Source organism: Gemmatimonadaceae bacterium (assembly GCA_036273715.1).
Taxonomy (GTDB): Bacteria; Gemmatimonadota; Gemmatimonadetes; order Gemmatimonadales; family Gemmatimonadaceae; genus JADGGM01.
Window position 1 is genome coordinate 19,264 of the sequence record DASUHB010000038.1, and the last position, 24,983, is coordinate 44,246.

Here is a 24,983-nt window from a genome sequence, read left to right on the forward strand (position 1 = left end):
GGAAGACCGCCGACCTACCGCTGCGCGCCGGCCAGGATCTGGCTGAACAGGTCGATCGCCCGCGGATCCCCGCTCTGGCCGAGCCAGAAGAGCGCCTTGCCTCGGAGCATCGGATCGCGATTCGTGCGCGCGACCGAAATCAGAGCCGGCACACTCTCGTCGCGCGGTTGCTGTGACAGCGCGAAGATCGCCTCACCGCGCACTTCTTCGTCGTCCGATGGCGTCTCGTCGCCGCGATCGCCGAACAAGGTGGTCCCCTTGATGCGCGCCGCGGCGGCTTGGCCTAACCAGAAGGCGGCGTCCTGCCGCGTCTCGTGCGAGTGCGCGTCGCGCGCGACCTCGGCGAGGGCGGGCCAGGGCGCGGCGCTGTCGGCGAGGATGGCACCGACTACCGCACCATTGCCGACGGTGTGCGCCGCGTCGCGAGCGAGCGCGAGCAGATACGTTGCCGCTTCCGGCGCCGAGACGGTACCGAGGTCGTGGACGCCGGCACTGCTATCGTTGCCGCCGATGAAGCTGCTCACCCGTTCGATGGCGCCGTTCGTCTTTTTGAGCACCACACGCACCGGGCCCGGCTGACATCGGCGGCGCCAGCCGCCACTGCCGTCGGACCACCCGCCGTCGCCGAGCATCATGCGGTCGCCGCCGGCGATCATGCCGCGTCCGTCGCCGCACACGCCGGGTCGCGAGGCGAATCGAAGTTGGATGAGCCCGTCTCCGGCGCCGCTCACCCGCTGCGCGATCGATTGCGCCGGCGCGTGCCCGGCGCCTAACGCCACCGCGGCAGCCGCGGCCAGCATGTGTCGATACCGCATGGGGCGCCTCAGTGCTCGAGGATGTCGGTCAGGAACTTGGCCACGCGCGGATCGTTCTTCTGGCCTAACCAGAACATCGCCTGCTTGCGCAGGTCGTGATCGGGATCCGAGCGCGCGATGCGCATGAGCGCGTCGGTCGCCAGGGAATCGTCGCGCTGGGACAGCACGAAAATCACCTGGCGCCGCATGGCATCGCCCTGCAGCCGATCGTACAGGGCGCTGAGCTCGGAGGTCGTGAGCGCGTCGCTCTGTCCTGCCCAGAACAACGCGCGTTTGCGCAGGTCCACGGGCCGCGCGCTGTCCGTGACAATGCCGGACAACCAGGCCTTGGCGTCCGCGCCGCCGTGCTGCGCCACCCCCATGAGCACGCGGTCCTGCAGCTTGGTGCTGCCTAACGAATCGAACTGGCGTCGCAGAAAGGCCTGATCCTCCGGCGCGTCGTGCTGGCCGAGGACGAACACCGCCTGGCCTTTCACCTCGTCCGGGACGTCGCCGTTGGTCACCAGCTCGCGCAGCGTCTGGCTCGCCCGGGGATCGTCGCTCTGGCCTAACCAGAACGTCGCCTTGGCCGCCAGCCAGGGCTCGGCGCTCGACCGGGCGACCCGGATGAGGGCCGGGATGCCGGCGCCATCCGGCAGCTGCGACAGGACGAAGACCGCCTGCTCGCGCAGCCGCCGGTCGTCGGTGGAATCGCCGGCGATGCGCTGTACCGCGGCGCTCACGTTGCCTTCGTCCACCTCGCCGGCCCAGAACAGCGCGCTTTTCCGCACTTCGATCGGCCGAGCGCGCTCGTTCGCCAACGCCAGCAGCTCGGGGGCGACCGTGCTCGAATCCGCGAGCGCCGCCGGCGTCACGGCTTCACGCGCCACGGGCACGTCGGCGGTGCGGGCGAGCGACAGAAAGTACTGGACCGCATCACGGTCGCCGACGGCGCCGAGGTCCGTTAGGCCCTGGATCGGCCGGTGCCGCGTCCCGACGAGCGTATGGATGGCCTGCACCGACCCATCGTGCACCGTGAGGCGCACACGCACCGGCCCCGGCTCGCAATTCCAGTCGGTGCGGTCATCGGATCGCTCCGGGCGGCGGAAGGACATCGACCCTTCCCCGTCGCCGCACACTCCCGGGCGGGATGCGAACCGGATCTCCACATCGCCCGATGCGCCACGGAGCCGGTCGGCGATGGACTGCGCACGCGCCGTCGGCACGCCGAGCAGCACGAGTGCGGCCGCCCCGACCCAGGCCGCGCGCGTCACCCGATCAAATGGAATCATTGTTGATCAGCTCCTCGAGAAGTTTGCGGACGCGCGGATCATCGCGTTGGCCTAACCAGAAGATGGCCTTCTTGCGCAGCTCGACGTTGCGGTCGTGGCGCGCGATGTCGATCAGCTTGTCGGTCGCTTCACGTTCATCGCGCTGCGACAGCACGAAAATCACCTGCTCCTTGAGCGGCTCGTCGGTCATGCGGTCGTACATCGCCGACAGATCGGCGATGGGCACGCCACCCTGTCCGGCCCAGAACAGCGCCTTCTTACGGACTTCGATGTCCTGGTGCGGATCATCCGCGACGTTGATCAGCCAGCGCCGGTTGTCCGGATCGTCGCTCTGCGCGATCGACTGAATGACCTGTGCCTCGAGGTCCGCGCTGTGAAGCGTCGGGAAGACGTCGCGCAGGTAGGCGAAGTCGCTCGCGTTGGCGCGATAGTGGCCCAGAGCGAAAATCGCGCGCGACTTCACGTCTTCCGACGTGGATGGCGACGTGATGACATCGCGCAGAATCTTGCCCGCGCGCTCGCCGCTGTGCTGCGACAGCGCGAAGATCGCCTTGTCCTGCAGATCCTCGTCCTTGGTCGACGTGAGAATCGAGTCGAGCAGCGACACGGACCGGTCGCCCGACACCTGGCCGAGCCAGAACACGGCGCTCTGGCGCACGTCCGACGACGGATCGCCGCGCGCTACGCCTAACAGAATGTCCGCGCTCTGGTCGTCCTGCTTCTGCGCGACGATGAACACCGCCTTTTTCCGCAGCGCTTCCGAGCACGCGTCCCGCCGGGCGAGCACTTTGCGCAGCACGGGCAGCGCCTCCTGCGCATCCATCTGCATCAGCGCGTTGAGCGCCGCCACGCGCATGTCATCGTCTTCGTTCGGGCAGCCGTGCGCGGCGCTGTCCGCCTGCCGCGCCACTTCCTGGCCCGCGTTGGGATCGCCGTGCTGCGCCAGCACCCCATTGATCCGCGCCGTGAGCGCAGCCGCGTCGCCGTGTGTGGCGGCGGCGGGATACCTGGATCGTTGGGCAGCGAGCGCATCGAGTGCCGCGCGGAGATCGCCGGATCCGCCGCGGCGGTAGAGCGAGAACGCCTGCCAGTAGAGCGCGTCGCCCGCGTAGCGCGACGACGGATACGCCTCGGCGATCCGGCGGAAGACCGCGGCGGCCCGGCGATAGTCGCCGTCGTTCATGGCCTTCCGCGCGACCCGGTAGAGCGAGTCGGCGGAGTCGCCGGGGAACATCGCCGCCGGCGCCTGCGTCGCGAACCGTTCCGGCGCCGGCGCCGGTTTCGCGTTAGGCGCTGACGCCGGTTGGCGCGGCGCGCCCATCAGCAGGACGAACGACAACACCATCAAGAAGGTCGGCATCGAGATTCTCCTCAGGAGCCAGTCGTGACGACGACATTCCCGGGGGGCGTCGCGTCGCGAAGTCGGGTCATCATGTTTTGGCTGCGGACCGCTTGTTCGATGATCTCGAGCTCATCGCGTTGCGAATCCGGTTGGGACGTGAGTTGGGCGATCTGTGCGAGCACCACTTCCAGATCGCTCAGCAGCGTGCGCGTGCGTGGATCGCGCGCCCGCGGGGAATCGAGCAGGAGCCGCGTCGTCGTGAGGAGATCGCCGGCCCATGCACCGATCTGCGGGTCGAGGTCGCCGTGCGCGGACTCCGTGTTGAACGTGGTGAGCAACGCTTCGGCGCGGCCGAGGTGATCGGCGGCCGCCGCGTCGAAGGTCACCGATGCGGGTCCGCCCGATGCCGGCGCCCTGCGGGCGTTCGCCGCGTGCGGCGCGGGCGCCGGTCCGAGCGGTGCGGCCGGCACCGGCGCCGCCGGCGACGCAGCCGGCCCCAGCGCGATGGCCGCCGGCGCGCCGCCCGGCGCGCCCCTCCGGCCCGCGATCCAGGTGCCCAACGCGATGCCTAACAGAAGCGTGGCGGCCAGCGCCGTGGCGCCGAGCCACCACCGCCGCCGCGGCGACACCGGCGCCAGCCGGCGCACCCGGCGCTCGGCGTCGATGCGGGCCCACATCGCCTCGCGCGGCGCCGGCGGGGGCTCGTGATACGAGCGCGCCGCACGCTGCAGGAATTCGTCGAACTTGTCGTCGCTCATGCGGTCCATTCTCCGGCAAAATCCGAGAGCATCTCGCGCAGCCTGGCGCGCGCCCGTGAAAGCTGCGCCTTGGACGTCCCCGGCTGTATGCCTAACGCAGTACCGATCTCCTCGTGCGTGTATCCTTCCACGTCGTGCATCACGAACACCGCGCGAAACCCCGGCGCCAGCGCATCGATCGCCGCCGCCAGCCGCTGCTTGAGGTCCGGCTCCGACCGCCTGGCCGTCCACCCGTGGTTCCGCGCTTCATCCAGATCGGCCTCGCGGGTCCGGAACCGCTTCACCTTCCGCAGTCCATTCATCGAGACGGACAGCGCGATCGTGTGCAGCCACGTCCCGAAACTGGAGTCGCCGCGAAAGTCGCCTAACCGGGCGAACGCGCGGATGAACGTCTCCTGCGTGAAGTCCTGCGCGAGATCGTCGCTCCCCGCCAACCGGTACGCGAGCCGATAGACACGGTCGACGTGCGCGTCGTACAGCGCGCGCTCGGCCGCGGGATCGCCGGCTCGGGCTCTGGTTAGGAGATCCGCTTCGTCCACCGAACCTCGGTCGCAAACAGTCGTGGGCGAACGCGATCCCACGCAGTGACTTGTCCTTGGGACACGACCCGCGCGAGAAGGGTTGCGTGGTGCGCCGGCCCGACCCGTACCCGGCGGCCGCCGCCCGACCGGCCCTGTATTAGCCGGCGATTGCGAACCTCGGCCGGGCGGTCAGACTTCGTGCATGAGCTGCCGTTCGTACGCGGCGAGCACATCCGCCCGGCTCAAGATGCCGACGATCCGCGGATGCGATTCACTCATCACGACCGGAATGACCTCGATCGCGCGGGCATTCATCTTTCGCAGCGCGACGGCGAGCGAATCGGATGGCAATACCACCTCGGTCGGAGCGGCGAGGTCGGCCGCGAGCACGACGCCGGCCAGCACGCCGCGATCCAGCATCGCCTGCCGCAGTCCATCGTACGTGATCACGCCGAGCAGCACATCATCGACGTCGACCACCGGCAGCGTCGGATACCGCGTGCGTCCGGCCGCGGCAATCACGTCGGCCAGCGTGTCCGATGGGCGCACGACAATCGGATGCGTATCCAGGGCCTCCGCCGTGCGAATGCGATCCATCAGCGCGCGGTCGGCGCCGTGTGCGAGATGCTCGCCGCGGCGCTCGAGCCATCCATCATATAGTCCGTAAGGCGCGGCCTTGCGGGCGACGGCGAACGCGATGACCGACACCAGCATCAACGGCGGCACGAGCTGGTAATCGTTCGTCATCTCGAACACCATGAAGATGGCGGTGATGGGCGCGCGGTTCGCGCCGGCCACCAATCCAGCCATCCCCACGAGCGCCCACGCCTGCGGATGGAGCCCGAAGTTGGGGAAGCTCAGATAGCCGATGCGTCCCATGGCGCCGCCCAACGCTGCGCCGATGAACAACGTGGGGGTGAAGACGCCGCCCGATCCGCCGGAGCCGAGCGTGACGGCGGTGGCCACCGATTTGGCGAGCGCGATGCCTAACAGGAAATACCACGCGATGCCGCCGAAAATGGGCGTCGGAATCGCAAGGTGTCCGTTGCCGACGAGCAGTCCGCCGGAGGCATAGACGATGAGCCCGACGATCAGGCCGCCGACCACGGGCCGCAACCACCGCGGGCCCCGCGCCCTCGAGAATGCCGTCGCCGTCGCAAAAAAGGTCCGCGTATAGAACGCGGACCAGAGGCCGCACACGATGCCCAACAGCGGATAAAAGACGAAGATTGCCGCCGGACGGATCGTGCCGTAAGCCGGAATGTGAAATGCCGGATGCGAGCCGAGGAACGGCCGCACGGTGAGCGCGCCGGCGACGCTCGCGATGACCACGGGGCTGAATGCCCCGATGGAGAATGACCCGAGTACTTCCTCGAGCGCGAAAAACGCGCCGGCGAATGGCGCGTTGAATGCCGCCGCAATCCCGGCGCCGGCGCCGCAGCCGACGAGAATCTTCAGGCGCCGCTGCTCGAATCGCAGCCCCTGGCCGATGATCGAACCAATGCCGGCGCCTAACACAGCCGTCGGGCCTTCGCTTCCGGCCGAGCCGCCCGATCCCAACGTCACCGCCGACGCCAGCGTGCGGACCAGGATGTCCCGCCACCCCAGCACACCGCCGCGTTTCGCGACGGCCAGTTGTACGTCGGCGACGTTCTGTCCGTCCGGAATGCGGCGTACGAGCGCCCACGCCGCCCACAGCCCCAGCGCCGTGAGCGCCGGCCGATACGCCACGTGCGTCGTGATGTGCAACCGCGTCCCGACCATGGTGATGAAGAGATCGTACGCGGCATCGATCAAATGGTAGAAGCCGACGACGCCTAACCCCGCGCCGACGCCGATGAGCAGCGCGAAGCCCATCAGCAAGGCGCCCTCGTCCCAATCGGCGCGCGCGAACAGCGTCACCACCCGTGCCCACGGCGTGCCCAAACGCGAGAGCAGCGCCTCACGGAAGTGGAGCGGACGGCTGCGATCCATTATCGGAGAGCGATCATCGGTTAGGCGGCGCCGCCTCGAGCTCGACCATCAATCGGCGAAAGCTGTCATAGCGCTGGATGGCGACGCCGCCCGCCTCCACCGCGGCGCGGACCGCGCACCCCGGCTCGTCGTGATGCCTGCAGTCGCGAAACCGGCACTCGGCGATGAACCGCCGGAACTCGGGAAAGCACCGATCCAGCTCGTACGGCGCCACGTTCCATACGCCCACTTCGCGCAGCCCGGGCGTGTCCATGACGTAGCCGCCGTCCGGCAGCGGATGCATCGTGACGCCGACCGTCGTGTGCCTCCCCTTGTCCACCGATCGGCTGATCTCGCCCACGCGGAGCGCCAGTCCCGGATACATCGCGTTGAGCAGCGACGATTTCCCCACGCCCGAAGGACCCGTGAGCGCAGACACCCGGCCGCTCAACACATCGCGGAGCGCTCCGAGGCCCTGCCCGGTGGACACGCTCGTCTCGTGCACCGGGTATCCCGCGGCGGCATACGGCGAGAAGACATCGCGCGCATCGTCCGGAGCGAGGTCGCGCTTGTTGATCACGATCCGCGCCGGCACGTCGTTGGCCGCAGCGATGACGAGGAACCGGTCCAGCATCCGTGCGTTAGGCGTCGGATGCGCCGCCGCGAACACGACCACCATCTGATCCACGTTGGCCGCGACCACGCGCTCCCCGTGCGCACCCCCCGGTGCGCGCCGCGCCAGCCGCGAGCGGCGCGGCAGAATCTCGGCGATGGCCCAGGTGCCGTCCCGCGCGTCGCGCTCGAGATCGACCTCGTCGCCCACCACGAGCTTTGACGAGGCCCGCTGCTTGACCCGGCCGCGGAGCGAGACCTCGTGCTCCGCACCCGCGGCGTCGCGCACCCGCCAGACGCCCCCCGATCCGCGGAGCACGACCGCCTTCACGCTGGTACCGGCGCGCTCACGCGCCGTCCTCATCACGCATCACGTCCCACCAGGGGCGATCTGCGTTAGGCGCCCGTTCGGCGATCAACGCGTCGAGCATCTCGCGCACCCGCTCGAGCGGCAGCGCGCCGACGCGCTCGCGCGCCTCGTCCTCCGTCGCGGCCCGCTCCAGAAAGTCCGTTTCCAGATGGCCGCTCACCCGGGGCTCGCCCGGACTCCACTGCACAAACAAGAGATACGCACCAACGGGCGCCGCCGCATCGCCGGTCGCGTCCGTCTCGATCGACACACTGTACGAGCGGCCATCGCGTCCTTCGAATGCAGGCGGCCGCGCGTGCACCGCCGTGTAGCCGCCGAGCGTCCGCTCGTCGCCTTTCGAGTGATCGGGTGGAAGAAACCTACCCACGACGCATCCGCGCCGGCCAATGCATCAGTGCCGGCCCGCGAGGAGCTCGCGAACCATGTTGCCCGTGATGAACGCGACATTCGCCGGACGCTCCGCGAGCCGGCGCATCAAATACGGATACCACTGTGTGCCGAACGGCACGTACACCCGCATATTGAACCCGTCGCGCACGATCTGATCCTGCAGGTCTCGCCTAACGCCGTACAGCATCTGGAATTCGAAGCGCTCCGGCGGGATGCTCTGCGCGCGCACGAATCGCTTGGCCTGCGCCAGGATCGCCGGATCATGCGTGGCAATGCCCGGATAGTTGCCGTTCAGCAGGAGCTGCTGCATGCACTTCACGTAATTCGCATCGACGTCGCGCTTCTCCGGAAACGCGACCGTCGCCGGCTCATTGTACGCGCCCTTGCACAACCGCACGCGGCACTTGAGCTGGATCGCCCGCTCCACGTCCGCCTGCGTGCGGTAGAGATAGCTCTGCAACACGATGCCGACGTTCTCCGCGAAGCTCGGATACAACCGGTCCTCGAACAATCGGAGCGTGCGATCGGTGTAGTCGCTGCCCTCCATGTCCAACCGCACGAACGTGCGGTAGCTGCGTGCACGCTCGAGAATCTGCTGCATGATGTCGACGCACAGCTCTTCGCTGATGTCGAGTCCCATCTGCGTGAGCTTCACCGACACGTTCGCATCGACTCCAGCCTGATTGATCCGGTCGAGCATCTGCAGGTACGACCGGCTCGCCGCGCGCGCCTCCGCTTCGTTGGTCACGCTCTCGCCTAACAAATCGAGCGACGCGCGAATCTTCCGGGCATTGAGCTGGCGCACGGCTGCCAGCGCCGTGTCCAGCGTTTCCCCGGCAACGAACCGCGACGCGAATTTCTTCGCCATGCCGTTGTGACGCACGAAGTGGAACAGCCGAGGTTGGTTGGACAGATAGAGGAAAGTTCGACGCAGCATGTCGTCTGATGATCGGGGACGGAGAATGCGACTCGGCCGATGAATGCCTTACAGACGCGCGGCGGCGCATAAGCTAGCCCTCGCGTTCACCGCCATCCAGTCAATCGAGCCAGCGTCCGCCGCCTTGCGCCGCCCGGTCGTGCAGAATGCGAGCCGGCTCGAAGCGCGGCGCGAACCGGCCATGATACACCTCCAGCTGACGCACGATGTGCGCGAGCCCGACCGAATCCACGTATCGGAAGGGCCCGCCGCGGAACGGCGGGAAGCCGATGCCGAACACGGCGCCGACATCGCCATCCCGCGCCGAGCGAAGAATTCCCTCCTCGAGGCACCGCGCCGCTTCGTTCACCATGGCGAGCACGCATCGCTGTTGCATCTCGAGCACAGGAATCTCCGTTCGATTCGCTCCCGTGGGCAGCAGCGTGTAGATGGTGTCATCCACACCGGTCTTCTTGCCGCCCGGCGCGTCGTAGCGATAGAACCCGCTTCCGCCTTTTCTGCCCAACCGCCCCGATGCGACGACGCGCGACAACGACTGCGATGGCGTGAGCCGGTCGCCGAACGCATCGCGCAGCACCGTGGCCACCTTGGCGCCCACGTCGAGGCCGACCTCGTCCATGAGCGTGATCGGCCCAACGGGAAAGCCGAAGTCGATCAGCGCGCGATCCAGTGCTTCGATCGACACACCCTCGTCCAACAGGTAGCCCGCTTCGTTGAGAAACGCCGCCAACGTGCGCGTGGTGTAGAAGCCCGGCCCGTCGTTCACCACGATCACGTGCTTGCCGAGCTTCTTGCCGAACGCGACGGCGGTGGATGTTGCCACGGCCGTCGTACGAGGCGTCACGATCACCTCGAGGAGCGGCATCTTGTGCACCGGCGAGAAGAAGTGCATGCCGAGCACTTGCTCGGGCCGCTTCGACACTTCCGCGATGCGCGAAATCGGGATCGTGCTCGTGTTGGATGCGTAAATCGCGTCGCTCGGCATCACCTGCTCGGCTTCCTGCAATACGCGCTGCTTGAGATCGATGTCCTCGAACACGGCTTCGATCACCAGGTCGCAGCTCGAGAATCCGGCGTAGTCGGTGGTCCCGCCGACGAGCGACATCTGGTCCTCGAACTGACGCCGCGTGATCTGTTTTTTCTGCACGCGCTCGCCGATCACGGCGCTCACCGCCGCGAGGCCTTTGGCGACGCGCCCGTATTCCGCGTCCTTGAGCCGGACGATCACGCCCTGCATGGCGGCCACCGAGGCGATGCCCGCGCCCATGAACCCCGCGCCCAAGATGCCTAACTTGCGCACGGGCAGCGGCGCCGCGGCCACCGCGGTCCCCGAATCCTTCTTGAGCGCCGTGGTCGCGAAGAACAGATACACCAGCTGGCGCGAGACCTCGGACACCGCCATCTCGCCGAACAGGCGCGCTTCCTCGGCGTACCCGCCGTCGCGGCCCAGTTCGTAGCCGGCGCGCACGGCGTCGATGGCGGCGATCGGCGCCGGATAGTTGCCCATCGTCTTGGCGAGCGCGCCGGCGCGCGCCCGCGAAAAGATGAGACGCCTGCCTAACGGGTTGTCCTCGAGCAGCACGCCCGCCACCCCGCGCGACGCCCGGCCGCGCGACCGCGCCAGCGTGCCGTCGGCCAGCTGCCGCGCCCGATCCACCGCGATCTCGCGCAGGATGGACGGGTGCACCATCTCGTCCACCAAGCCTAACTGCAGCGCCTTGCGCGCCCGCACGTTGCGCCCGGTGAGCATCAGGTCCAGCGCCGCGCGCAAGCCGATCAAACGCGGCAGGCGCTGCGTGCCGCCCGCGCCCGGGAAGATGCCGAGCTGCACCTCCGGCGCCGCGAGCACGCTCTTCGGATGGTCCGTCACGATGCGATACGAGCAGGCGATCGCCGCTTCCAGTCCGCCGCCCAGGCAGGCGCCGTGAATCGCCGCCACCACCGGCACGCGCAAGTGCTCCAGCCGGCTCATCAGTGCTTGCCCGCGACGACTCAGCTCTTCCCCGTCGTGCGCGGTGCGCAAGGCGTTGAACTGCTCGATGTCGGCGCCGGCGATGAAATTCTCGGGCTTCCCGGACATCAACACCACCGCGCGAACCGCAGCGTCGCGGTCGACACGGTCGAGGAACGACGCAAACTCCGCCACCACCTGCGCGTCGAGCACGTTCACCGACGCGTCGGGCACGTCGAGCGTTGCGACCGCGATACCGTTCTGGATGTCGACCGCGAGCGCGGACGCCGCTTGCACCGGGTCCGTCGCGGCGCTCACGCGGCGTTCTCCAACACCATCGCGAAGCCCATTCCGCCAGCCGCGCACACGGTCATGAGGCCGAACTGGCCGCCGCGCCGCTTGAGCTCGTGCGCCAGCGTCGTCGTGATGCGCGCCCCGGTGGCGCCGAAGGGGTGGCCGATGGCGATCGAGCCGCCCATGACGTTGAGACGCGACCGGTCCACTTCACCCATCGGCTGCGACAGGCCCGCGCGCGCCGCCCACGCCCTGCTCTCGAATCCTTGCAGGTTGGACAACACCTGGGCCGCGAACGCCTCGTGCATCTCGACCAGGTCGATGTTGGCCAGCGTGAGGCCGGCGCGCTCGAGCGCTTTCGGAGCCGCAAACACCGGCGCCTGCAACAACTGCTCGCCCGGGTCCAGCGCCGCGTACGCGTACGATCGAAGGTACGCGATCGGCTGCATGCCTAACGAACGAGCCTTCTCCTCGCTCATGAGAATCACGGCCGCGCCGCCGTCGGTGAGCGGCGACGAATTGCCGGCCGTCACCGAGCCGTAGCGCCGGTCGAACACCGGTTTGAGCGCCGCCAACTGCTCCAGACTCGTGTCCGTCCGCACGCCGTTGTCGGTCGTCGCCCACGCCTCGTACGATGGCGACACGAACAACGGCATGATCTCCGACGTTAGGCGACCGTCCTGCGTCCCCGCCGCCGCCAGCCGGTGCGACCGCAGCGCGAACTGGTCCTGTTCCTCGCGAGGAATGTGGTTGAGCTTGGCCATCTTCTCCGCCGACTGCCCCATCGTCTCGCCCGTCGATGGCTCGGCGATCGCCGGGGTCACCGGCACCAGGTCCCGCGGACGCACGTGCGAGAACGCGCTCACCCGCGCGCCCAACGACTTCGCCTTACTCGCGCGCACGAGCACATCCGCAAACCGGCGCGAATGCAGTATCGGCACGTTCGACAACGACTCGGCACCCCCCGCAATCGCTACGTCGGCGTGGCCGAGCACGATCTGGTCCGCCGCGTCGGTGATCGCCTGGTTCGCCGAAGCACACGCCCGACTCACCGTAAACGCCGGGATGTCTTTGGGCATCATGGGCAGCAGCGCCACCTCGCGCGCGATGTTCGGCGCGAGCACCGATGGCACGACGGTGCCGAACACAATGATGTCGATTTCGCCCGGATCGAGCGTCGTGCGCTCGAGTAGCTCTGCGACCACGGCGCGGCCGAGGTCCTGCGCGCTCATCGGCTTGAGAATCGTTCCCGCCTTGGCGAACGGGGTACGCAAACCGGCCACGAGCGCCACCCGCCGGCCGTTGCGTCCATAGCTTTCCATGGCGGAAACTTAGACCTGCGAGTTGCCGGACGCCATTCGGCATGACGTCCCGAGCCCTCGCGCCCCCCGCGCGCGGACCCGTATCGTTCTTGCACTCATCGCCGCGACACACCCTCCTTCATCGCCATGACCTGCGCCACGTATCGCTCACCCGCGGCATCGCGCACCAGGCCCTCACGATTTTCCAAAATCACCAACGGCGCCAGAAGCGCCGGCAGCTCGTCGCTCTGCAAGAGGAACGCGTCGCTGCTCGGTCCCCTGCCCAACGCCCGTTGCGCAACGGTGAACGTCTCGACGATCGCGGCGCCGCCGGGTCGCAACAGCGATGCCAGCGAGGGAAACAGGGTGCGATCCAGAAAATTGACGCACACGATCGCATCGATGCTGCCGCTTCGAAGCGGCAGTCGCGATGCGTCGGCGGCAATCGCGTCCATCGGTGCCGCCGCGCGCGCATCGGCGAGTGCGGCCGCGACGATGTCGATGGCCACCACGCGATGCCCGGCGCGCGCCAGCGGCACGGCATGACGGCCTCGTCCGGCAGCCAGATCGACGATCGTGTCATGTGCGCTCAGCGACAGCGCACGCGACATCACCCATGCCGATGGAGCACCGAGCGGCGTCCCGAGAGCCGCACGATGGCGCGCGTCCCACGTCTCGCGATCGCTCATGCTGCCATGACGCGGCGCGCCCGGTGACGACAGCAGCGCGACCCGAATTCGGCGCCGCCAACCGGCCCGCGTTCATCGAGGCACTGGCGCGGGAGGCGTTCGACGTGCTCGTGATCGGCGGCGGCATCGTCGGCGCCGGGGTCGCCCGCGACGCCGCCATGCGGGGGCTGCGCGTGGCGCTCGTCGAGCAATCCGATTTCGCGAGCGGAACGTCGAGCCGTTCGTCGCGGCTCGTGCACGGCGGCCTCCGCTATCTCGAGAATGGACAGTTGCATCTCGTGTTCGAGGCGAGCCAGGAGCGGCGCACGCTCATGCGGATCGCGCCGCACATCGTGCGGCCGCTGCAGTTCTTGTGGCCGGTGTTCGACGGCGCACGCATTCCAACGTGGAAGCTGCGCGCGGCGCTCACGCTCTACGATGCGCTCGCGCTGTTTCGCAACGTGGCGCCGCACCATGCGCTCGACGCGGCGGCGGTCTCGACGCTCGAGCCTGCGCTCCGCCGCCCCGGGCTGCGCGGCGGCGCTACCTACTTCGATGCGGCCACGGACGATGCTCGTCTCACCCTCCTCAATGCGCGCGCCGCCCACGATGCCGGCGCCGTCGTCGTTACTCGCGTCCGCGCCGACGGCCTCCTCCTCGAGGCCCACGCCGTGCGCGGTGCGCGTGCGCACGACATCATCGGAAACCAATCGTTCGACATCGCCGCACGCTGCGTCGTGAACGCCACGGGCCCCTGGAGCGACACCATCCGCCGATTCGCGCAGCCTAACGCAACGGCGTCGGTGCGCGGCACCAAAGGCGTGCACCTGGCGCTTCCGGCCGAGCGCGTCGGCAATGCCGGCGCGCTCACGCTGCTGTCGCCGATCGACGGACGCGTGTTCTTCGTGCTCCCGTCCGGTGCGACGACCATCGTCGGCACCACCGACACCGATTACGATGGCGACCCGGAGGCAGTGTGCGCCACTCCGACGGATGTCGCGTATCTCCTTCGGTCGGTAGATGCGTACTTCCCCGCTGCGTGCCTGACGCCAGACGACGTCATCGCCGCCTGGGCCGGCATCAGACCGCTCGTCGGCGGAGACGCGCGTCAGCCCGACGCGCTGTCTCGCGAGCATGCGGTCACGACGACGGCGCCCGGTCTCATCACCGTGTCCGGCGGAAAGTTGACCACGTATCGCGTGATGGCCCGCGACACGGTCAATGCCGTCCAACGGTCGCTCGGCCAGCGCGTGAGCGAGGCGCCCACCGGATCCGTCGCCTTGCCGGGCGGCGCCGCGACCATCGACGCGCAGCTCGAGCAGGCCGCTAAGCGGACGGGATCTCGCGCGCTCGCCGCGCATCTCGTACACCGCTACGGCGGCGAGTGGGCCGGCGTCTGGTCGCTCGCCGAAGCGGATGGCGCGCTCGCCGTTCCGCTCGTTCCGCCGCTGCCGTACATCCGTGCCGAGGTGTCCTGGGCCGTCGCGCGCGAGATGGCGCTTTCGTTAGGCGATGTGCTGATGCGACGCGCACCGCTCGCGTGGCAGCTGGCCGATCACGGCGCCGCGCTGGCGGACACCATCGCCCCGGCATACGGCTGGTCGGCCGCCGATGTCGCGGAGTATGTGCGCGATGCGGCGCTCGTGCTCGGGCCGCCCGCGGGCGCGGCTACGCCTGCGCGTGAATCGTGAGCAGCTCGATGATCTCCAGTTGACGCGTCATGGCCGGCAGCCTGAGCATCGCCACCTCGCCGACGGCCTTGCCGACTAACGCGCGACCGATCGGCGACGCCATTGTCACGTGACCGTCCTCGAACTCGACCGCGTCGCCGAAGACCAGATAGTACACCTCGAGCGTCCCGCTCTTCACGTCCTTCACGGTGACGCGCGAGCCGAGGCCCACGCGATCCGTCGGGATCTGCGCGATGTCGATCTGCGACAACTTGCTGAGCCGTTGACGCAAGTGGCCTAACCGAGCCTGCACGAACTGCTGCCGCTCCAGCGCCGCCTTGTACTCGCTGTTCTCGCGCAGGTCGCCCAGCTCCACGGCTTTGCGGATTTCCTGCGGCAGCACGACGTTCAGCTCGTGCTGCAGCCGGTCGACCTCGCCTTGCAGCTTCTGCTTCAGTTCCTCGATCATCGATTCATCACGGCGCAAAAAGTGGAGCGCCCGGCCTCCGGAAAGGGGGCCGGGCGATTGCGGGCGAGCGTGCCAGGGTCCCTCTCTCTACGAAACGGTCCGCGCCGGTCCACGCCGCACGCGCGACCGCGCCGCCGCCGCGAATCCACGCGCTGGTGCTCCAGAGAGAAGGCTCATGTCTCATAGTAGACGACAAACGGGGCGGTGTCTACCCTGAAGCGAGGCACGAACTCCGCACAAATTGGCCCATGAAATCTTCGACGCGAATCACGTTCCAGTGACGCTCCGAATCGAGTCACACGCCGACGTGACGCAGGTGTGCATGTCGAGCTTGCCAGGCCGGTCCATCGGCTACGACGTCAGCGCCTACCTGGTGCGCGGCGTGATGATCGACCTCGGCTTTCCGTTGGTCGCTCGAGCGGTCGCGCAGTATCTGGCGCGTGCGCGTCCGGACGCCATTCTCATTACCCATCACCACGAGGATCACGGCGGAAACGTCGAATTGGCCGCGCGTATGCGGATACCGATCGGCGCATCCGATGGCACGCTGGCACTGCTCCGGAATCCAGAGCACCTCGGACTGCACCGCCGCATCATCTGGGGCAATCCGCCGGCGTTGCGCACCCCGATCGTGCGATTTGCGAGTGATGCCCTGCGTCTCGTGCCGACGCCCGGGCATGCGGCAGACCATCACGTCGTCTGGGACGCCGAGCGCGAAACCATGTTCGGCGGCGATCTCTTCCTCGGCGTCAAAGTGCGTGCCGCTCATTCGGACGAACGCCCGCGCGAGCTCGTGCGCAGCCTGCGCCACGCCGCATCGCTCCGTCCGCGCCGCTACTTCGATGCGCACCGCGGCCTCGTGCGCGATCCCGTATCGGCCTTGCTCGCCAAAGCGGACTGGCTCGAGCAGATGATCGACGCGATCGAGCGACGTATCGAACAAGGCTGGTCCAACCGGGCCATCGCGCGTGCAGTCCTCGGGCGCGAGGACCTCGCCTACTATGTCTCTCGTGGCGCGATGTCGCGGATCATGTTCGTCTCACGCGTGCGCGACGAAATTGCCTAACGCTTGCGGCTGGACACCCGGTCCGGCTCCTGACGCCGGGGCGGCCGCGCCGACGTTGCCTAACGGCGCGTCGCCGCGGGCCTCGAGGCGGCGTTCGCCTCCCGCACCAGCGCCTCCATCATGGCGCCGCGCCGCTCATACAATCGCTTGAGCCGGCGCGGCTTTCGCTTGGCCAGCGCGTACGCGGTGAGCAAGGGCAGCGCGATCGTCGAATCCGTGTAGCAAACGACCGCGTCCGGCAGCCGGTCGGGGTCGATCTTGCCCCAGCTCACCGCCTCGGCCGGCGTCGCGCCCGACAAGCCGCCGGTATCCGGGCGCGCGTCGGTCACCTGCAGGAAGTAGTCGTGGCCCTTCTCGTCGATGCCTAACACTTCCTGGATCTGCGGCTCCGTCTGCAACATGAAGTTCTTGGGACTGCCGCCGCCCATGATCATCACCGCGCTCTTGCCGCCGCCACGCTTGGCGGCCAGGACGATCGACGCCGTCTCGTTCACGTCGAGGTTCGGGTCGATCACCAGCGCGTTGCCCTCGAGCGCGAGCGCGGCGATGTTCATGCCGATCGAGGAGTCGCCGGGAGACGACGTGAAGATGGGTACGGCCGCCGCATGCGCCGCCGAAATGAGTGACCGCTGGCCAATGCCTAACGCATCTTCGCGCTCCCGGACGTACCGCCCGCACAGCCAGTGGAACTCGGCGCTGGACATCGGCCGCTGGAACTCCGGGCTCCGCATGATCTGGCGGAAGAACGCGTCCGTCGAGAGCAGCACGTCGTAGTCGAAGAAGATGTCGTAAATCCGCACGACGCCTTCCTCGCGCAGCACCACGTCGCTCTCCTGCGCGTTTCCGCGGTGCATCGACAGACCCAACCCGTAGTGCGTGTCGTGATACAGATTGGCGCCGGTCGAGATGATCCAATCCACGAAGCCGGCTTCGATGAGCGGAATCAGCGCCGCCAGGCCCAGGCCCGCCGGCGTGAGCGCGCCGGTGAGCGTCAGCCCAACGGTCACGTCGCGCTCCAGCATCTTCTCGACGAAGAGCTGCGCCGCCTCGCGCAACCGTCCCGCGTTGTAGGCGAGAAACGTCTCGTCGATCAGCTGCGCGACGCTCTCGGTGCCGTCGATCCGCCGCGGATTGATCCGCTGTCCGCGCAGGAACCGGCTCGTCTCGCGGGCCACGTGCGCGGTATGCGTGCGTTCGCGCTCTTCGGCCTCGCGCTTCTGCGCCGCTTTGGGCGCGGCCGCCGTCGGGCCGCGGCGCGCCGCGCCGCCCTTCTTGGATTTCGCCATTGCCGCCGCCTAACGATTACGTGGATCGCGCCACCCCTGCAGCGCTCACGGCCGCAGCGCGGCCGATCGCGCCTCGTACGCGTCGATCACCGCCTTCGCTGCTTCCGCCGGATCATCCGTGATCAGCATCAGTTCCAAATCGCCGGGCGAAATCTTCCGTTCCTGCAAAACGCGCGCGTGCAGCCAGCGAATCAATCCCGCCCAGTAGTGCCGCCCGAACATCACCACCGGAAAGTGATAGATCTTGCCCGTCTGGATCAGCGTCAACGCCTCGAACAACTCGTCTAACGTGCCGAACCCACCGGGGAAGATGATGAATGCCGATGAATACTTGATGAACATCGTCTTCCGCACGAAGAAGTAGCGGAAGTTGATCAGCGTGTCGACGTACGGATTCGCACCCTGCTCGAACGGCAACTCGATGTTGCAACCGATCGAGCGCCCGTGGCCGAGTCGCGCGCCCTTGTTCCCTGCTTCCATGATGCCCGGACCCGCACCGGTCATGATCGTGAAACCCGCCTCGGCCAAGAGTCGCGACGTCTCCTGCGCAGCCGCGTACTGCGGATCATCCGGACCCACACGCGCCGACCCGAACACGGTGACCGCTTTGTCCACCGCCGCGAGCGTGTCGAACCCTTCGATGAACTCGGACATGATTCGCAGCAAGCGCCACGGATCCGTCCGCGTGAAGTCGCGCGACTGCTCGCGCGCGCCTTGCACGCGCAGCAGCTTTTCATCTTCGGTGATGAGCGGCGGGATGTAATCGCGAATGGACTGGTCGATCGGACGCTCGTCGACGATCTTGACCGCGCCCGCCTGTCTACCCCGCTCCATCTGCGATGGTGGTATCCTGCCCGCCTTGAGATGACCTTCTTCCGTGCGCTCGCGAAATCCCTCGCGCGATCCCTGCTCGGCCACGGCCATCTTGTTCACATCGGCTTTCTTTCCCGATGCCGTTGTTACCGCGGCGCGTTTCTTTCGAGGTTTGGGGCGTGAGGCCATGTGTGCGCGGAAAGAGAAACTCAAAGCTAGCCCGACGATCCACGCGTCGGGAGGGACGCTGTGCGCCCGTTGAACCGACACACCGCGCCTCCAGTTGTCGCTCGTTCTGATTCTGCTCGACGGCGCTCGCGCCGATGTCTTCGACGCGCCCTTCGCGCGCGGCGAGCTCGGCCATCTGGCACGGCTGCGCGCAGAAGGAGGACTGCACACGGTCACCACCGTGTTCCCGTCCGTCACGGGCCCCGCGTACGCGCCGTTCCTCACCGGCCGATTTCCAGGAGCGGTTGGACTGCCGGGCTTGCGTTGGTACGACCGGGCGCGGACGCGATGCCGCGTGCCGCCGTATTGTCGCAGCTATCTGGGCGCGGAAATGCGTCACATGGATGCCGATCTCGATCGGGATGCGCGCACGCTGTTCGAGCTCTCCCCGTCGTGCTTCACCGCAATGAGCATGATTTCGCGCGGCGCGCGCGGTCGCTCGCAGATGGGACGCAACGCGGGCTTGCTGTGGAATCTCGCGCGCACGCACTGGCGCGGCGACGCGCGCGCGTGGTTCACCATCGACGAGCTGGCGGCGCGGGTCACGCGCCGGCGCATCGAGGAAGAGAATCCGGCCGTCACCTTCCTCGCGCTGCTCGCGTTGGACAAATGCTCGCATGCATCGGGGCATGACTCGCCTGACGCGCACCGCGCCGTGGTCGCGTTGGACGACCTCGTGGGCGCGCTGCGCACGGATCTGGAGCGCGCCGGGCGCTGGGACCGCACGCACCTCTGGATCGCGAGCGATCACGGGCACTCGCCGGTATCATCGCACGACGATCTTGCGGACGCCATTCGCGCTGCCGGCCACCGCGTGCTCGCGCATCCGTGGATCGTTGCGCCGCGCGCCGACGCGGCGGTGATGGTGAGCGGGAACGCGATGGCGCACGTCTATCTCGACATCGCCCAACGTGACCGCCCGTGGTGGCCCGCGCTGCGCGATCGTTGGGCATCGCTCGCCGAGGCGTTGCTCGAGCGAGAGTCGATCGATGTGCTCGTCCTGCCGCACTCGCCGCGGCGTTTCGAGATTCGCGCGCGACATCGCGGTGCGGCGCTCCTCGAGCGCGACCGGAATCGATTCACCTATCGCCCGTTGAGCGGAGACCCGCTGGGACTCGGCGACCTGCCGCCGCTCGACACCATCGAATCCCATGAGGCGACGTTTGCCGGCGCCTACCCGGATGCGTTGGTGCAGATCGCATCGCTGGCCGCCGCCCCCCGCTCCGGCGACATGATCGTGTCGGCGTCGCGCGGCTGGGATCTGCGAGCCCGCTACGAGCCGATCCCGCACGTGAGCACGCACGGGGCACTGCTGCGCGAGCACATGCTGGTCCCGCTGCTCACGAACCGCCCGTTAGGCATCCCGCCCCGTCGGACCGCGGACGTGATGCCCTCCGCCTTGCGAGTGCTGGGGCTGTCCGCGCCCGGCGCGCTCGACGGACGAAGCGACGTATGAGGTCAGGTAGGACGTCGATTCGGCCGGCGAAGCAGCGGCGGCACCGACAACAGCGCCCACGCCACCTCCAGTAAAATGAATCCCCAGCGGCGATCGAGAATCGCGATCCACGCCAGCAGCGCCGAGCCGACGAAGTTGAGGAGATTGAACCAGCGATCCTCGCGGTGGAGCATTCCGCGCTGCAGCGCGGCATATCCGATCAGGACCAGGACGGCCCCGCTCAGCGACACGACTTGATACCCCAGTTGAGAGAGCACGGGCTCCTCGTGAAATTGAACGTGAGTTGTCGACACCACTCGCTGCGCCGGAGACACACCTGACCACAAACGATAGTCGATCCGCTCGCCGTTCGTGGTCTCGTCTTGCGATCACACTGGCAGCGCGCGCGATCGTGCGACCGCCCTTGGCAATCGATCTTCTGCGCGTCGCGTGGCGTTTCAGGCGTCGCGACTGGTATCGCCGTCCGCCGTTTCTCCCGCTGCCGGCGCGCGACTACGTGCGGTGGCGCATGTACACGGCGTACGGCGATTACGACGCCATTCCGCCCGTCGAGGATGTCATCCGATACGCGCGCTGGGCAGGGACGCCGCCGTGACCACGCCGCGCGCGCCGCGGCTGGAGCACCGCATCAAGGCCCAGGCCTACGGACTGGGGTTCGACCTGGCCGGCATCGCTCCGTTAGGCATCGCGGATTCCGCCGCCGCGTTCGACGACTGGATCGCGAACGGCTACGCCGGCGACATGGCCTACCTCGAGCGGCGCGCCGAGGTGCGACGCGACTCGCGGCTGCCCGTCCCCGGCGCTACCAGCGCCGTGGTTGTTGGGCTCGGCTACGGCGGGCGCGAGCCGTCGGGACCCGTCGCACGGTACGCGCGCGGCGACGACTACCACGACGTGATGCTCGACAAGCTCCGCGCGCTCCACGCGTCGATCGAATCGGAACTCGGACGCCGCATCCCGGGGAAGGCCTACGTCGACACCGGGCCCGTCCTCGAGCGCGACCTTGCGCGCCGCGCCGGGCTCGGCTGGTTAGGCAAGAACACGATGCTGCTCAATCCCCGGATCGGGTCGTACTTCTTCATCGGCTCGCTCCTGCTCGACCTCGACCTGGCGCCGGACGCACCGTTCGCGACGGATCATTGCGGCCGCTGCACCCGCTGCCTCGATGCCTGCCCAACGCAGGCCTTCACCGCACCTCACGTGCTCGACTCGCGGCGTTGCATCTCGTACCTCACGATCGAGTATCGCGGCGAGATCCCCGTCGAGCTGCGCCCGCTGATCGGCGAGCTGCTCTACGGATGCGATGTGTGCCAGGAAGTCTGCCCGTTTTCCAGCAAGTTCTCGCGACCGCTGCTCGAACCCGCGTTCGCGCCCCGACCAGCCATAGCGGGCAAGGATGCGCGGATGCTGGCCCGGGAGTTCCTGTCGATGTCGCCATCGGAGTACTCGACCGTGCTCCAGGGCTCACCGATGAAGCGAGCCAAATTGGGGGGATTGAAGCGCAACGCCGCCATCGTGCTCGGCAATGTCGGAACGTCCGAGGATGTGCCGTCGCTCGTCGGCGCACTATCCGATTCCGAGCCTGCGGTGCGCTCACATGCGGCGTGGGCGCTGGCGCGAATTGGCTCTCCGGACGCTCTCGCCGCCCTGCGCGCGCGACTCTCCCACGAATGCGATGATCGCGTGCTCCAAGAAGTGCGCGCGGGTCTCTCCCGCAGCGGCGCCTGATCGCCCATCAAGGCGCTGCCAGCCGTCTACTCGGCTGGAAGGCCCAGCCGCTGCCTAACGCGCTTGAATTCGGGCCGGGCATGCACGTCATCGAACAGCGGCCCCATGATCATCGGATGCAGTGAGTGATCATCGAACGACCGGTCCAGCCACACGAAGGCGCTGTCGTATCGTTCCAGCCCGACGTACACCTCCGCGATCGCCCCCGCAGCGGTGGACCTCGCCGCGAGCATCCGTACCAGCAAACGCCTCGCGTCCGGTCGATGCCCGGACCGCGCCAACGCATAACCGACGAGGCCCCGGCTGTCGCGGTCCGAGGTATCCGGCTGCATCACTTCGATCGCCTCTTTCCATCGGTGTTTGACCAGATACACCTCGGCGAGATAGAACGCCGTACGTCGAAGCGGCGGCCGAAGCGCCACCACCTTCATCAGCTGCGCGAGCGCGTCGTCGTAACGCCGCGCGTAGTACAACGCGTCGCCTAACTCCGCGGCGGCAGCGGCGGACATCGAGTCGGTGGCGACGGCGCGCTTTGCGGCAACGATCGCATCATCCGGGCGATCGGCCAATTCGTACGACTTGGCCAGCATCTCATAGACGCCGCTGACAGTCGAGTCGAGAGCGATCGAACGCTCGAGCTCGGCGATCGCGGCCAGTGGATCGCCCCCGAGTCCCAAGAGATACCCGAGTTCCGCGTGCGCGTCAGCCAGCGAGTTGTCGAGCGCGATCGCGCGACTCGCCGCAGCCACGGCGCGCGAATGCATGTTTTCGCGGTCGGTGGGTGAGAGTGAGAACGTGAACGTCGATGCGGTTCCGTACGCTCGGGCGAGCGCCGCGTACGCTTCGGCATAATTCGGATCGAGGGCGACCGCCTGTTCCAACTCCGCGATCGCACGCATGAAGCCGGAATCGCTGCGCTGGTGCAGCCGGTCGTTCCCATGCACGTACAGATCGTATGCGGCGAGGTTCTTCGTCCCCCGCGATGCGTGACGTCGCCCTGGAGCCGCGTTGTCCTGCACGCTGTCGTGCCGTGCGTTAGGCACGTCGCCCTGGCGCCCATCCGCCGCGTCGCGATGCCGGATCGCCACGAGCATGAGCGCGAGCATGGGCGCGAGCACGAGCCCAGCGGCGCCGGCACGAAACCGCATCCAGCTTCGTCTCGGCTGGCCTGGCTGTGTCGACAGCGGCACGGCTGACGATGTGGAGGCCTCCGGTCCCGGCGCCGCGGCGGTCGACGCAGGCACCGGCAACGCATGCTCGGCGAGCGACACGGCCGCTGCTTGCGGCGGCGACACCCGCAACGACTCAACGTACGTCGTGACGACAGGATCCGGTGGCGACTCCAGTTCTGCCCGTACGATTTGCTCGTGCACCCGCGCGAAATCGAGCGCTCCGGCCCGATCGCCGGCATCGACCATCGCGCGCATCAACCCGAGCGCGGTGCGCGACCCGAACCGGTCTTCCGCGGCAAGTCGTCGCCACCATTCCACCGCGTCAGTGAACCTGCCTTCACGAGACGCGCGTCCGGCCAAGGTCTCGAGAGCGCGGCGGTGTTGTGTGGCGAACTCCGTCCGCCTCGACTCGACCCAGCGTTCGAAACCCTGCGCTCCCTGAAGATAGAACCCCTGGAGAAACGGTCCCCGATACACTGCGACGGCTCGCTCGAGATTCTTATCGGCGAGAGCCGAAGCCCATTCGGCAAGGTCGCAGGCAATCACATCCGGGTCGAGGCGCAGCGCCGTGGTGCCGCTCGTGAATGCCGCGCCAACGGTCCGCCGTGCTTCGTAGAGCAGTTGGTCGAGCGAGTGGCGCGCCCCGTCGCCGTCGCTCTCCGGCCAGAACATCGCGAGGAGCTCGTCGCGGCTCACCGCTCGATCAGTCGCGGCGGCGAGTCGCGCGAGCAAGGCGAGCTGACGCCGGCGCAGCGATCGCTCGTGCTGGTCACACGTGAGCCTCAGGCCGCCGAATGTATCGAGACGAAACACAATGAGCCGCCGCCTCTGATCTGACGAGAATCTGAGCGAAAAATGAGCGCCGGTGCCGAGTCTACGGCGCGCCGTCGCAGCCAGCAAGGCCGCGACATTCCATCCCCTTACCGGAGACTCACAATGCGTTCGATTCCCGCCTTGTTCACCATGGCTGCAGTTGCAGCGGCACTGAGCAGTTGCGCCGATGGCGCCGGTGTTTCCGCTCCCGAACGGGCCGAACCCGTAGGCCAGGCCGGCCGCGGCGTCGGTACAATCTTTGTCTCCTTCGACCCGCCCGGCTCGGCCCTAACGCTGGCAACCGACATCAATACGCGCGGCGAAATTGTCGGCCGATATATGAGCGCCGGCAAAACCCACGGATTTCTGCGCGAGCCCGATGGCACGATTAGCACCATCGACTATCCCGGTTCGGGGTTCACGGTCGCTGCATCGATCAACGACGCGGGAGCCATCTCGGGCTGGTACACGCTCCCGGCGGCACCGGCCGTTCGCCACGGCTTCGTGCTGCAGGGGAGCGTGTTCACGTCACTCGATCCCGCGGGCGCCACGTTCACGAATGCGTTGGGCATTAGCGAGAGCGGTGATGTCGTCGGTCGGTTCTGCACCGCCGTCACATGCCGGCCGGTCGGTAGCGGAGACTTCCATGGCTTCCTCTACCAGGATGGCGGGTTCGTCGTCCTCGACGTGCCCGGTGCGACGGAGACGGATGCGTTCAAGGAGCAGGCAAACGGCGCCGTCGTCGGCGGCTTCATGGAAAGCGGCGTGGGAGGACTGTTTGTCTACCGCAGCGGCACGTTCACGACGTTCACGCTTCCAAACGGGAAGAACGTCTCGTTGGATGACGGCGGAACGAACTCGCGAGGCGATATCGTCGGCACCTACTGCGATCTTCCAGGCGCGTGTTTCGTCGGGCCTTTCCAGGAGCATGGGTTCTTGTGGAGCGGCGGCGAGCTCACGACGATCGATTACCCGGGAGCCCAGGCCACATCGGCTGTTGGCATCAACGAGCAGGGGGACATCGTGGGCGGCTACATCGACGCGAACGGGCACCCGAGCGGATACCTGGTGACCCGGAACGCAACGGACTAACGGCGAG

23 protein-coding genes are annotated in these 24,983 nt (G+C 67.8%); 6 read left to right on the top strand and 17 right to left on the bottom strand.

Annotated features, from left to right (window positions below; genetic code table 11):
• Window positions 1-14: 14 nt before the first annotated feature.
• The 12 genes from VFW04_09215 to VFW04_09270 form a co-directional block, all read right to left on the bottom strand.
• Complete coding sequence (locus VFW04_09215) at window positions 15-815, bottom strand: HEAT repeat domain-containing protein (GenBank protein ID HEX5179496.1); 801 nt, start codon at window positions 813-815, stop codon at window positions 15-17.
• Window positions 816-823: 8 nt separating this feature from the next.
• Window positions 824-2,086, bottom strand: coding sequence for a HEAT repeat domain-containing protein (locus VFW04_09220; protein HEX5179497.1), 1,263 nt, complete (start codon window positions 2,084-2,086; stop codon window positions 824-826).
• Complete coding sequence (locus VFW04_09225; protein HEX5179498.1) at window positions 2,073-3,446, bottom strand: HEAT repeat domain-containing protein; 1,374 nt, start codon at window positions 3,444-3,446, stop codon at window positions 2,073-2,075. Before VFW04_09225 ends, VFW04_09220 begins: the two co-directional genes overlap by 14 nt.
• Before the next feature lie 11 nt (window positions 3,447-3,457).
• Window positions 3,458-4,186 carry a hypothetical protein gene (locus tag VFW04_09230; protein HEX5179499.1) on the bottom strand — a complete coding sequence of 243 codons (729 nt, stop codon included), beginning with the start codon at window positions 4,184-4,186 and terminating at the stop codon, window positions 3,458-3,460.
• Window positions 4,183-4,725, bottom strand: coding sequence for a sigma-70 family RNA polymerase sigma factor (locus tag VFW04_09235; protein HEX5179500.1), 543 nt, complete (start codon window positions 4,723-4,725; stop codon window positions 4,183-4,185). The genes VFW04_09230 and VFW04_09235 overlap by 4 nt, the downstream gene beginning before the upstream one ends.
• 171 nt (window positions 4,726-4,896) lie before the next feature.
• Complete coding sequence (locus VFW04_09240; GenBank protein HEX5179501.1) at window positions 4,897-6,681, bottom strand: chloride channel protein; 1,785 nt, start codon at window positions 6,679-6,681, stop codon at window positions 4,897-4,899.
• Window positions 6,682-6,694: 13 nt separating this feature from the next.
• Window positions 6,695-7,636, bottom strand: a complete 942-nt coding sequence (rsgA, locus tag VFW04_09245) for a ribosome small subunit-dependent GTPase A (GenBank protein ID HEX5179502.1) — start codon at window positions 7,634-7,636, stop codon at window positions 6,695-6,697.
• Window positions 7,620-8,009, bottom strand: a complete 390-nt coding sequence (locus tag VFW04_09250; protein HEX5179503.1) for a hypothetical protein — start codon at window positions 8,007-8,009, stop codon at window positions 7,620-7,622. Before VFW04_09250 ends, rsgA begins: the two co-directional genes overlap by 17 nt.
• A 24-nt stretch (window positions 8,010-8,033) precedes the next feature.
• Window positions 8,034-8,969, bottom strand: coding sequence for a proline dehydrogenase family protein (locus VFW04_09255; GenBank protein ID HEX5179504.1), 936 nt, complete (start codon window positions 8,967-8,969; stop codon window positions 8,034-8,036).
• 100 nt (window positions 8,970-9,069) lie between these two features.
• On the bottom strand, window positions 9,070-11,238 hold the full coding sequence (gene fadJ / locus VFW04_09260) for a fatty acid oxidation complex subunit alpha FadJ (GenBank protein ID HEX5179505.1): 2,169 nt from the start codon (window positions 11,236-11,238) through the stop codon (window positions 9,070-9,072).
• Entirely contained in the window at window positions 11,235-12,536 is a 1,302-nt protein-coding gene (fadI, locus tag VFW04_09265) for an acetyl-CoA C-acyltransferase FadI (GenBank protein ID HEX5179506.1), read from the bottom strand. Before fadI ends, fadJ begins: the two co-directional genes overlap by 4 nt.
• 95 nt (window positions 12,537-12,631) lie before the next feature.
• A complete protein-coding gene (locus VFW04_09270; protein HEX5179507.1) occupies window positions 12,632-13,204 on the bottom strand; it encodes a methyltransferase domain-containing protein in 573 nt (190 codons plus the stop codon).
• A 23-nt stretch (window positions 13,205-13,227) separates the two neighbouring features.
• Between VFW04_09270 and glpD the strand changes: the two genes are divergently transcribed.
• On the top strand, window positions 13,228-14,874 hold the full coding sequence (glpD, locus tag VFW04_09275) for a glycerol-3-phosphate dehydrogenase (protein ID HEX5179508.1): 1,647 nt from the start codon (window positions 13,228-13,230) through the stop codon (window positions 14,872-14,874).
• On the opposite strand, the gene VFW04_09280 is transcribed toward glpD, so the two are convergent.
• On the bottom strand, window positions 14,852-15,322 hold the full coding sequence (locus VFW04_09280; protein HEX5179509.1) for a GreA/GreB family elongation factor: 471 nt from the start codon (window positions 15,320-15,322) through the stop codon (window positions 14,852-14,854). The two genes, glpD and VFW04_09280, sit on opposite strands and share 23 nt — an antisense overlap.
• A gap of 277 nt (window positions 15,323-15,599) precedes the next feature.
• Between VFW04_09280 and VFW04_09285 the strand changes: the two genes are divergently transcribed.
• A complete protein-coding gene (locus VFW04_09285) occupies window positions 15,600-16,388 on the top strand; it encodes an MBL fold metallo-hydrolase (protein ID HEX5179510.1) in 789 nt (262 codons plus the stop codon).
• A 59-nt stretch (window positions 16,389-16,447) separates the two neighbouring features.
• Here VFW04_09285 and speY read toward each other — a convergent pair whose 3' ends face one another.
• Both speY and VFW04_09295 read right to left on the bottom strand, forming a co-directional pair.
• Entirely contained in the window at window positions 16,448-17,674 is a 1,227-nt protein-coding gene (speY, locus tag VFW04_09290) for a deoxyhypusine synthase (protein HEX5179511.1), read from the bottom strand.
• 45 nt (window positions 17,675-17,719) lie between these two features.
• Window positions 17,720-18,676 (bottom strand): TIGR00730 family Rossman fold protein, encoded by a 957-nt coding sequence (locus VFW04_09295; GenBank protein HEX5179512.1) that lies wholly within the window; start codon window positions 18,674-18,676, stop codon window positions 17,720-17,722.
• A 94-nt stretch (window positions 18,677-18,770) separates the two neighbouring features.
• On the opposite strand from VFW04_09295, the gene VFW04_09300 reads away from it, so the two are divergent.
• Window positions 18,771-20,171, top strand: a complete 1,401-nt coding sequence (locus VFW04_09300) for an alkaline phosphatase family protein (protein ID HEX5179513.1) — start codon at window positions 18,771-18,773, stop codon at window positions 20,169-20,171.
• 2 nt (window positions 20,172-20,173) lie between these two features.
• Here VFW04_09300 and VFW04_09305 read toward each other — a convergent pair whose 3' ends face one another.
• On the bottom strand, window positions 20,174-20,428 hold the full coding sequence (locus tag VFW04_09305; protein ID HEX5179514.1) for a hypothetical protein: 255 nt from the start codon (window positions 20,426-20,428) through the stop codon (window positions 20,174-20,176).
• Window positions 20,429-20,562: 134 nt separating this feature from the next.
• Here VFW04_09305 and VFW04_09310 point away from each other — a divergent pair, with 134 nt between their 5' ends.
• Complete coding sequence (locus tag VFW04_09310; protein HEX5179515.1) at window positions 20,563-20,766, top strand: hypothetical protein; 204 nt, start codon at window positions 20,563-20,565, stop codon at window positions 20,764-20,766.
• Window positions 20,763-21,899, top strand: coding sequence for a tRNA epoxyqueuosine(34) reductase QueG (queG, locus tag VFW04_09315; protein HEX5179516.1), 1,137 nt, complete (start codon window positions 20,763-20,765; stop codon window positions 21,897-21,899). The genes VFW04_09310 and queG overlap by 4 nt, the downstream gene beginning before the upstream one ends.
• Window positions 21,900-21,925: 26 nt before the next feature.
• Here queG and VFW04_09320 read toward each other — a convergent pair whose 3' ends face one another.
• Window positions 21,926-23,884 carry a BTAD domain-containing putative transcriptional regulator gene (locus tag VFW04_09320; GenBank protein ID HEX5179517.1) on the bottom strand — a complete coding sequence of 653 codons (1,959 nt, stop codon included), beginning with the start codon at window positions 23,882-23,884 and terminating at the stop codon, window positions 21,926-21,928.
• Between the two features lie 123 nt (window positions 23,885-24,007).
• Here VFW04_09320 and VFW04_09325 point away from each other — a divergent pair, with 123 nt between their 5' ends.
• Window positions 24,008-24,976, top strand: a complete 969-nt coding sequence (locus VFW04_09325) for a hypothetical protein (GenBank protein HEX5179518.1) — start codon at window positions 24,008-24,010, stop codon at window positions 24,974-24,976.
• Window positions 24,977-24,983: the final 7 nt, after the last annotated feature.

Coding starts and splice junctions, on each gene's coding strand:
- VFW04_09225 (HEX5179498.1), bottom strand. CDS start 3,446: ATGCCGACCTTCTTGATGGTGTTGTCGTTCGTCCTGCTGATGGGCGCG.
- VFW04_09280 (HEX5179509.1), bottom strand. CDS start 15,322: ATGATCGAGGAACTGAAGCAGAAGCTGCAAGGCGAGGTCGACCGGCTG.
- VFW04_09215 (HEX5179496.1), bottom strand. CDS start 815: ATGCGGTATCGACACATGCTGGCCGCGGCTGCCGCGGTGGCGTTAGGC.
- VFW04_09255 (HEX5179504.1), bottom strand. CDS start 8,969: ATGCTGCGTCGAACTTTCCTCTATCTGTCCAACCAACCTCGGCTGTTC.
- rsgA (HEX5179502.1), bottom strand. CDS start 7,636: ATGAGGACGGCGCGTGAGCGCGCCGGTACCAGCGTGAAGGCGGTCGTG.
- VFW04_09230 (HEX5179499.1), bottom strand. CDS start 4,186: ATGAGCGACGACAAGTTCGACGAATTCCTGCAGCGTGCGGCGCGCTCG.
- VFW04_09220 (HEX5179497.1), bottom strand. CDS start 2,086: ATGATTCCATTTGATCGGGTGACGCGCGCGGCCTGGGTCGGGGCGGCC.
- VFW04_09295 (HEX5179512.1), bottom strand. CDS start 18,676: ATGGCCTCACGCCCCAAACCTCGAAAGAAACGCGCCGCGGTAACAACG.
- VFW04_09270 (HEX5179507.1), bottom strand. CDS start 13,204: ATGAGCGATCGCGAGACGTGGGACGCGCGCCATCGTGCGGCTCTCGGG.
- VFW04_09240 (HEX5179501.1), bottom strand. CDS start 6,681: ATGGATCGCAGCCGTCCGCTCCACTTCCGTGAGGCGCTGCTCTCGCGT.
- VFW04_09325 (HEX5179518.1), top strand. CDS start 24,008: ATGCGTTCGATTCCCGCCTTGTTCACCATGGCTGCAGTTGCAGCGGCA.
- speY (HEX5179511.1), bottom strand. CDS start 17,674: ATGGCGAAATCCAAGAAGGGCGGCGCGGCGCGCCGCGGCCCGACGGCG.
- fadI (HEX5179506.1), bottom strand. CDS start 12,536: ATGGAAAGCTATGGACGCAACGGCCGGCGGGTGGCGCTCGTGGCCGGT.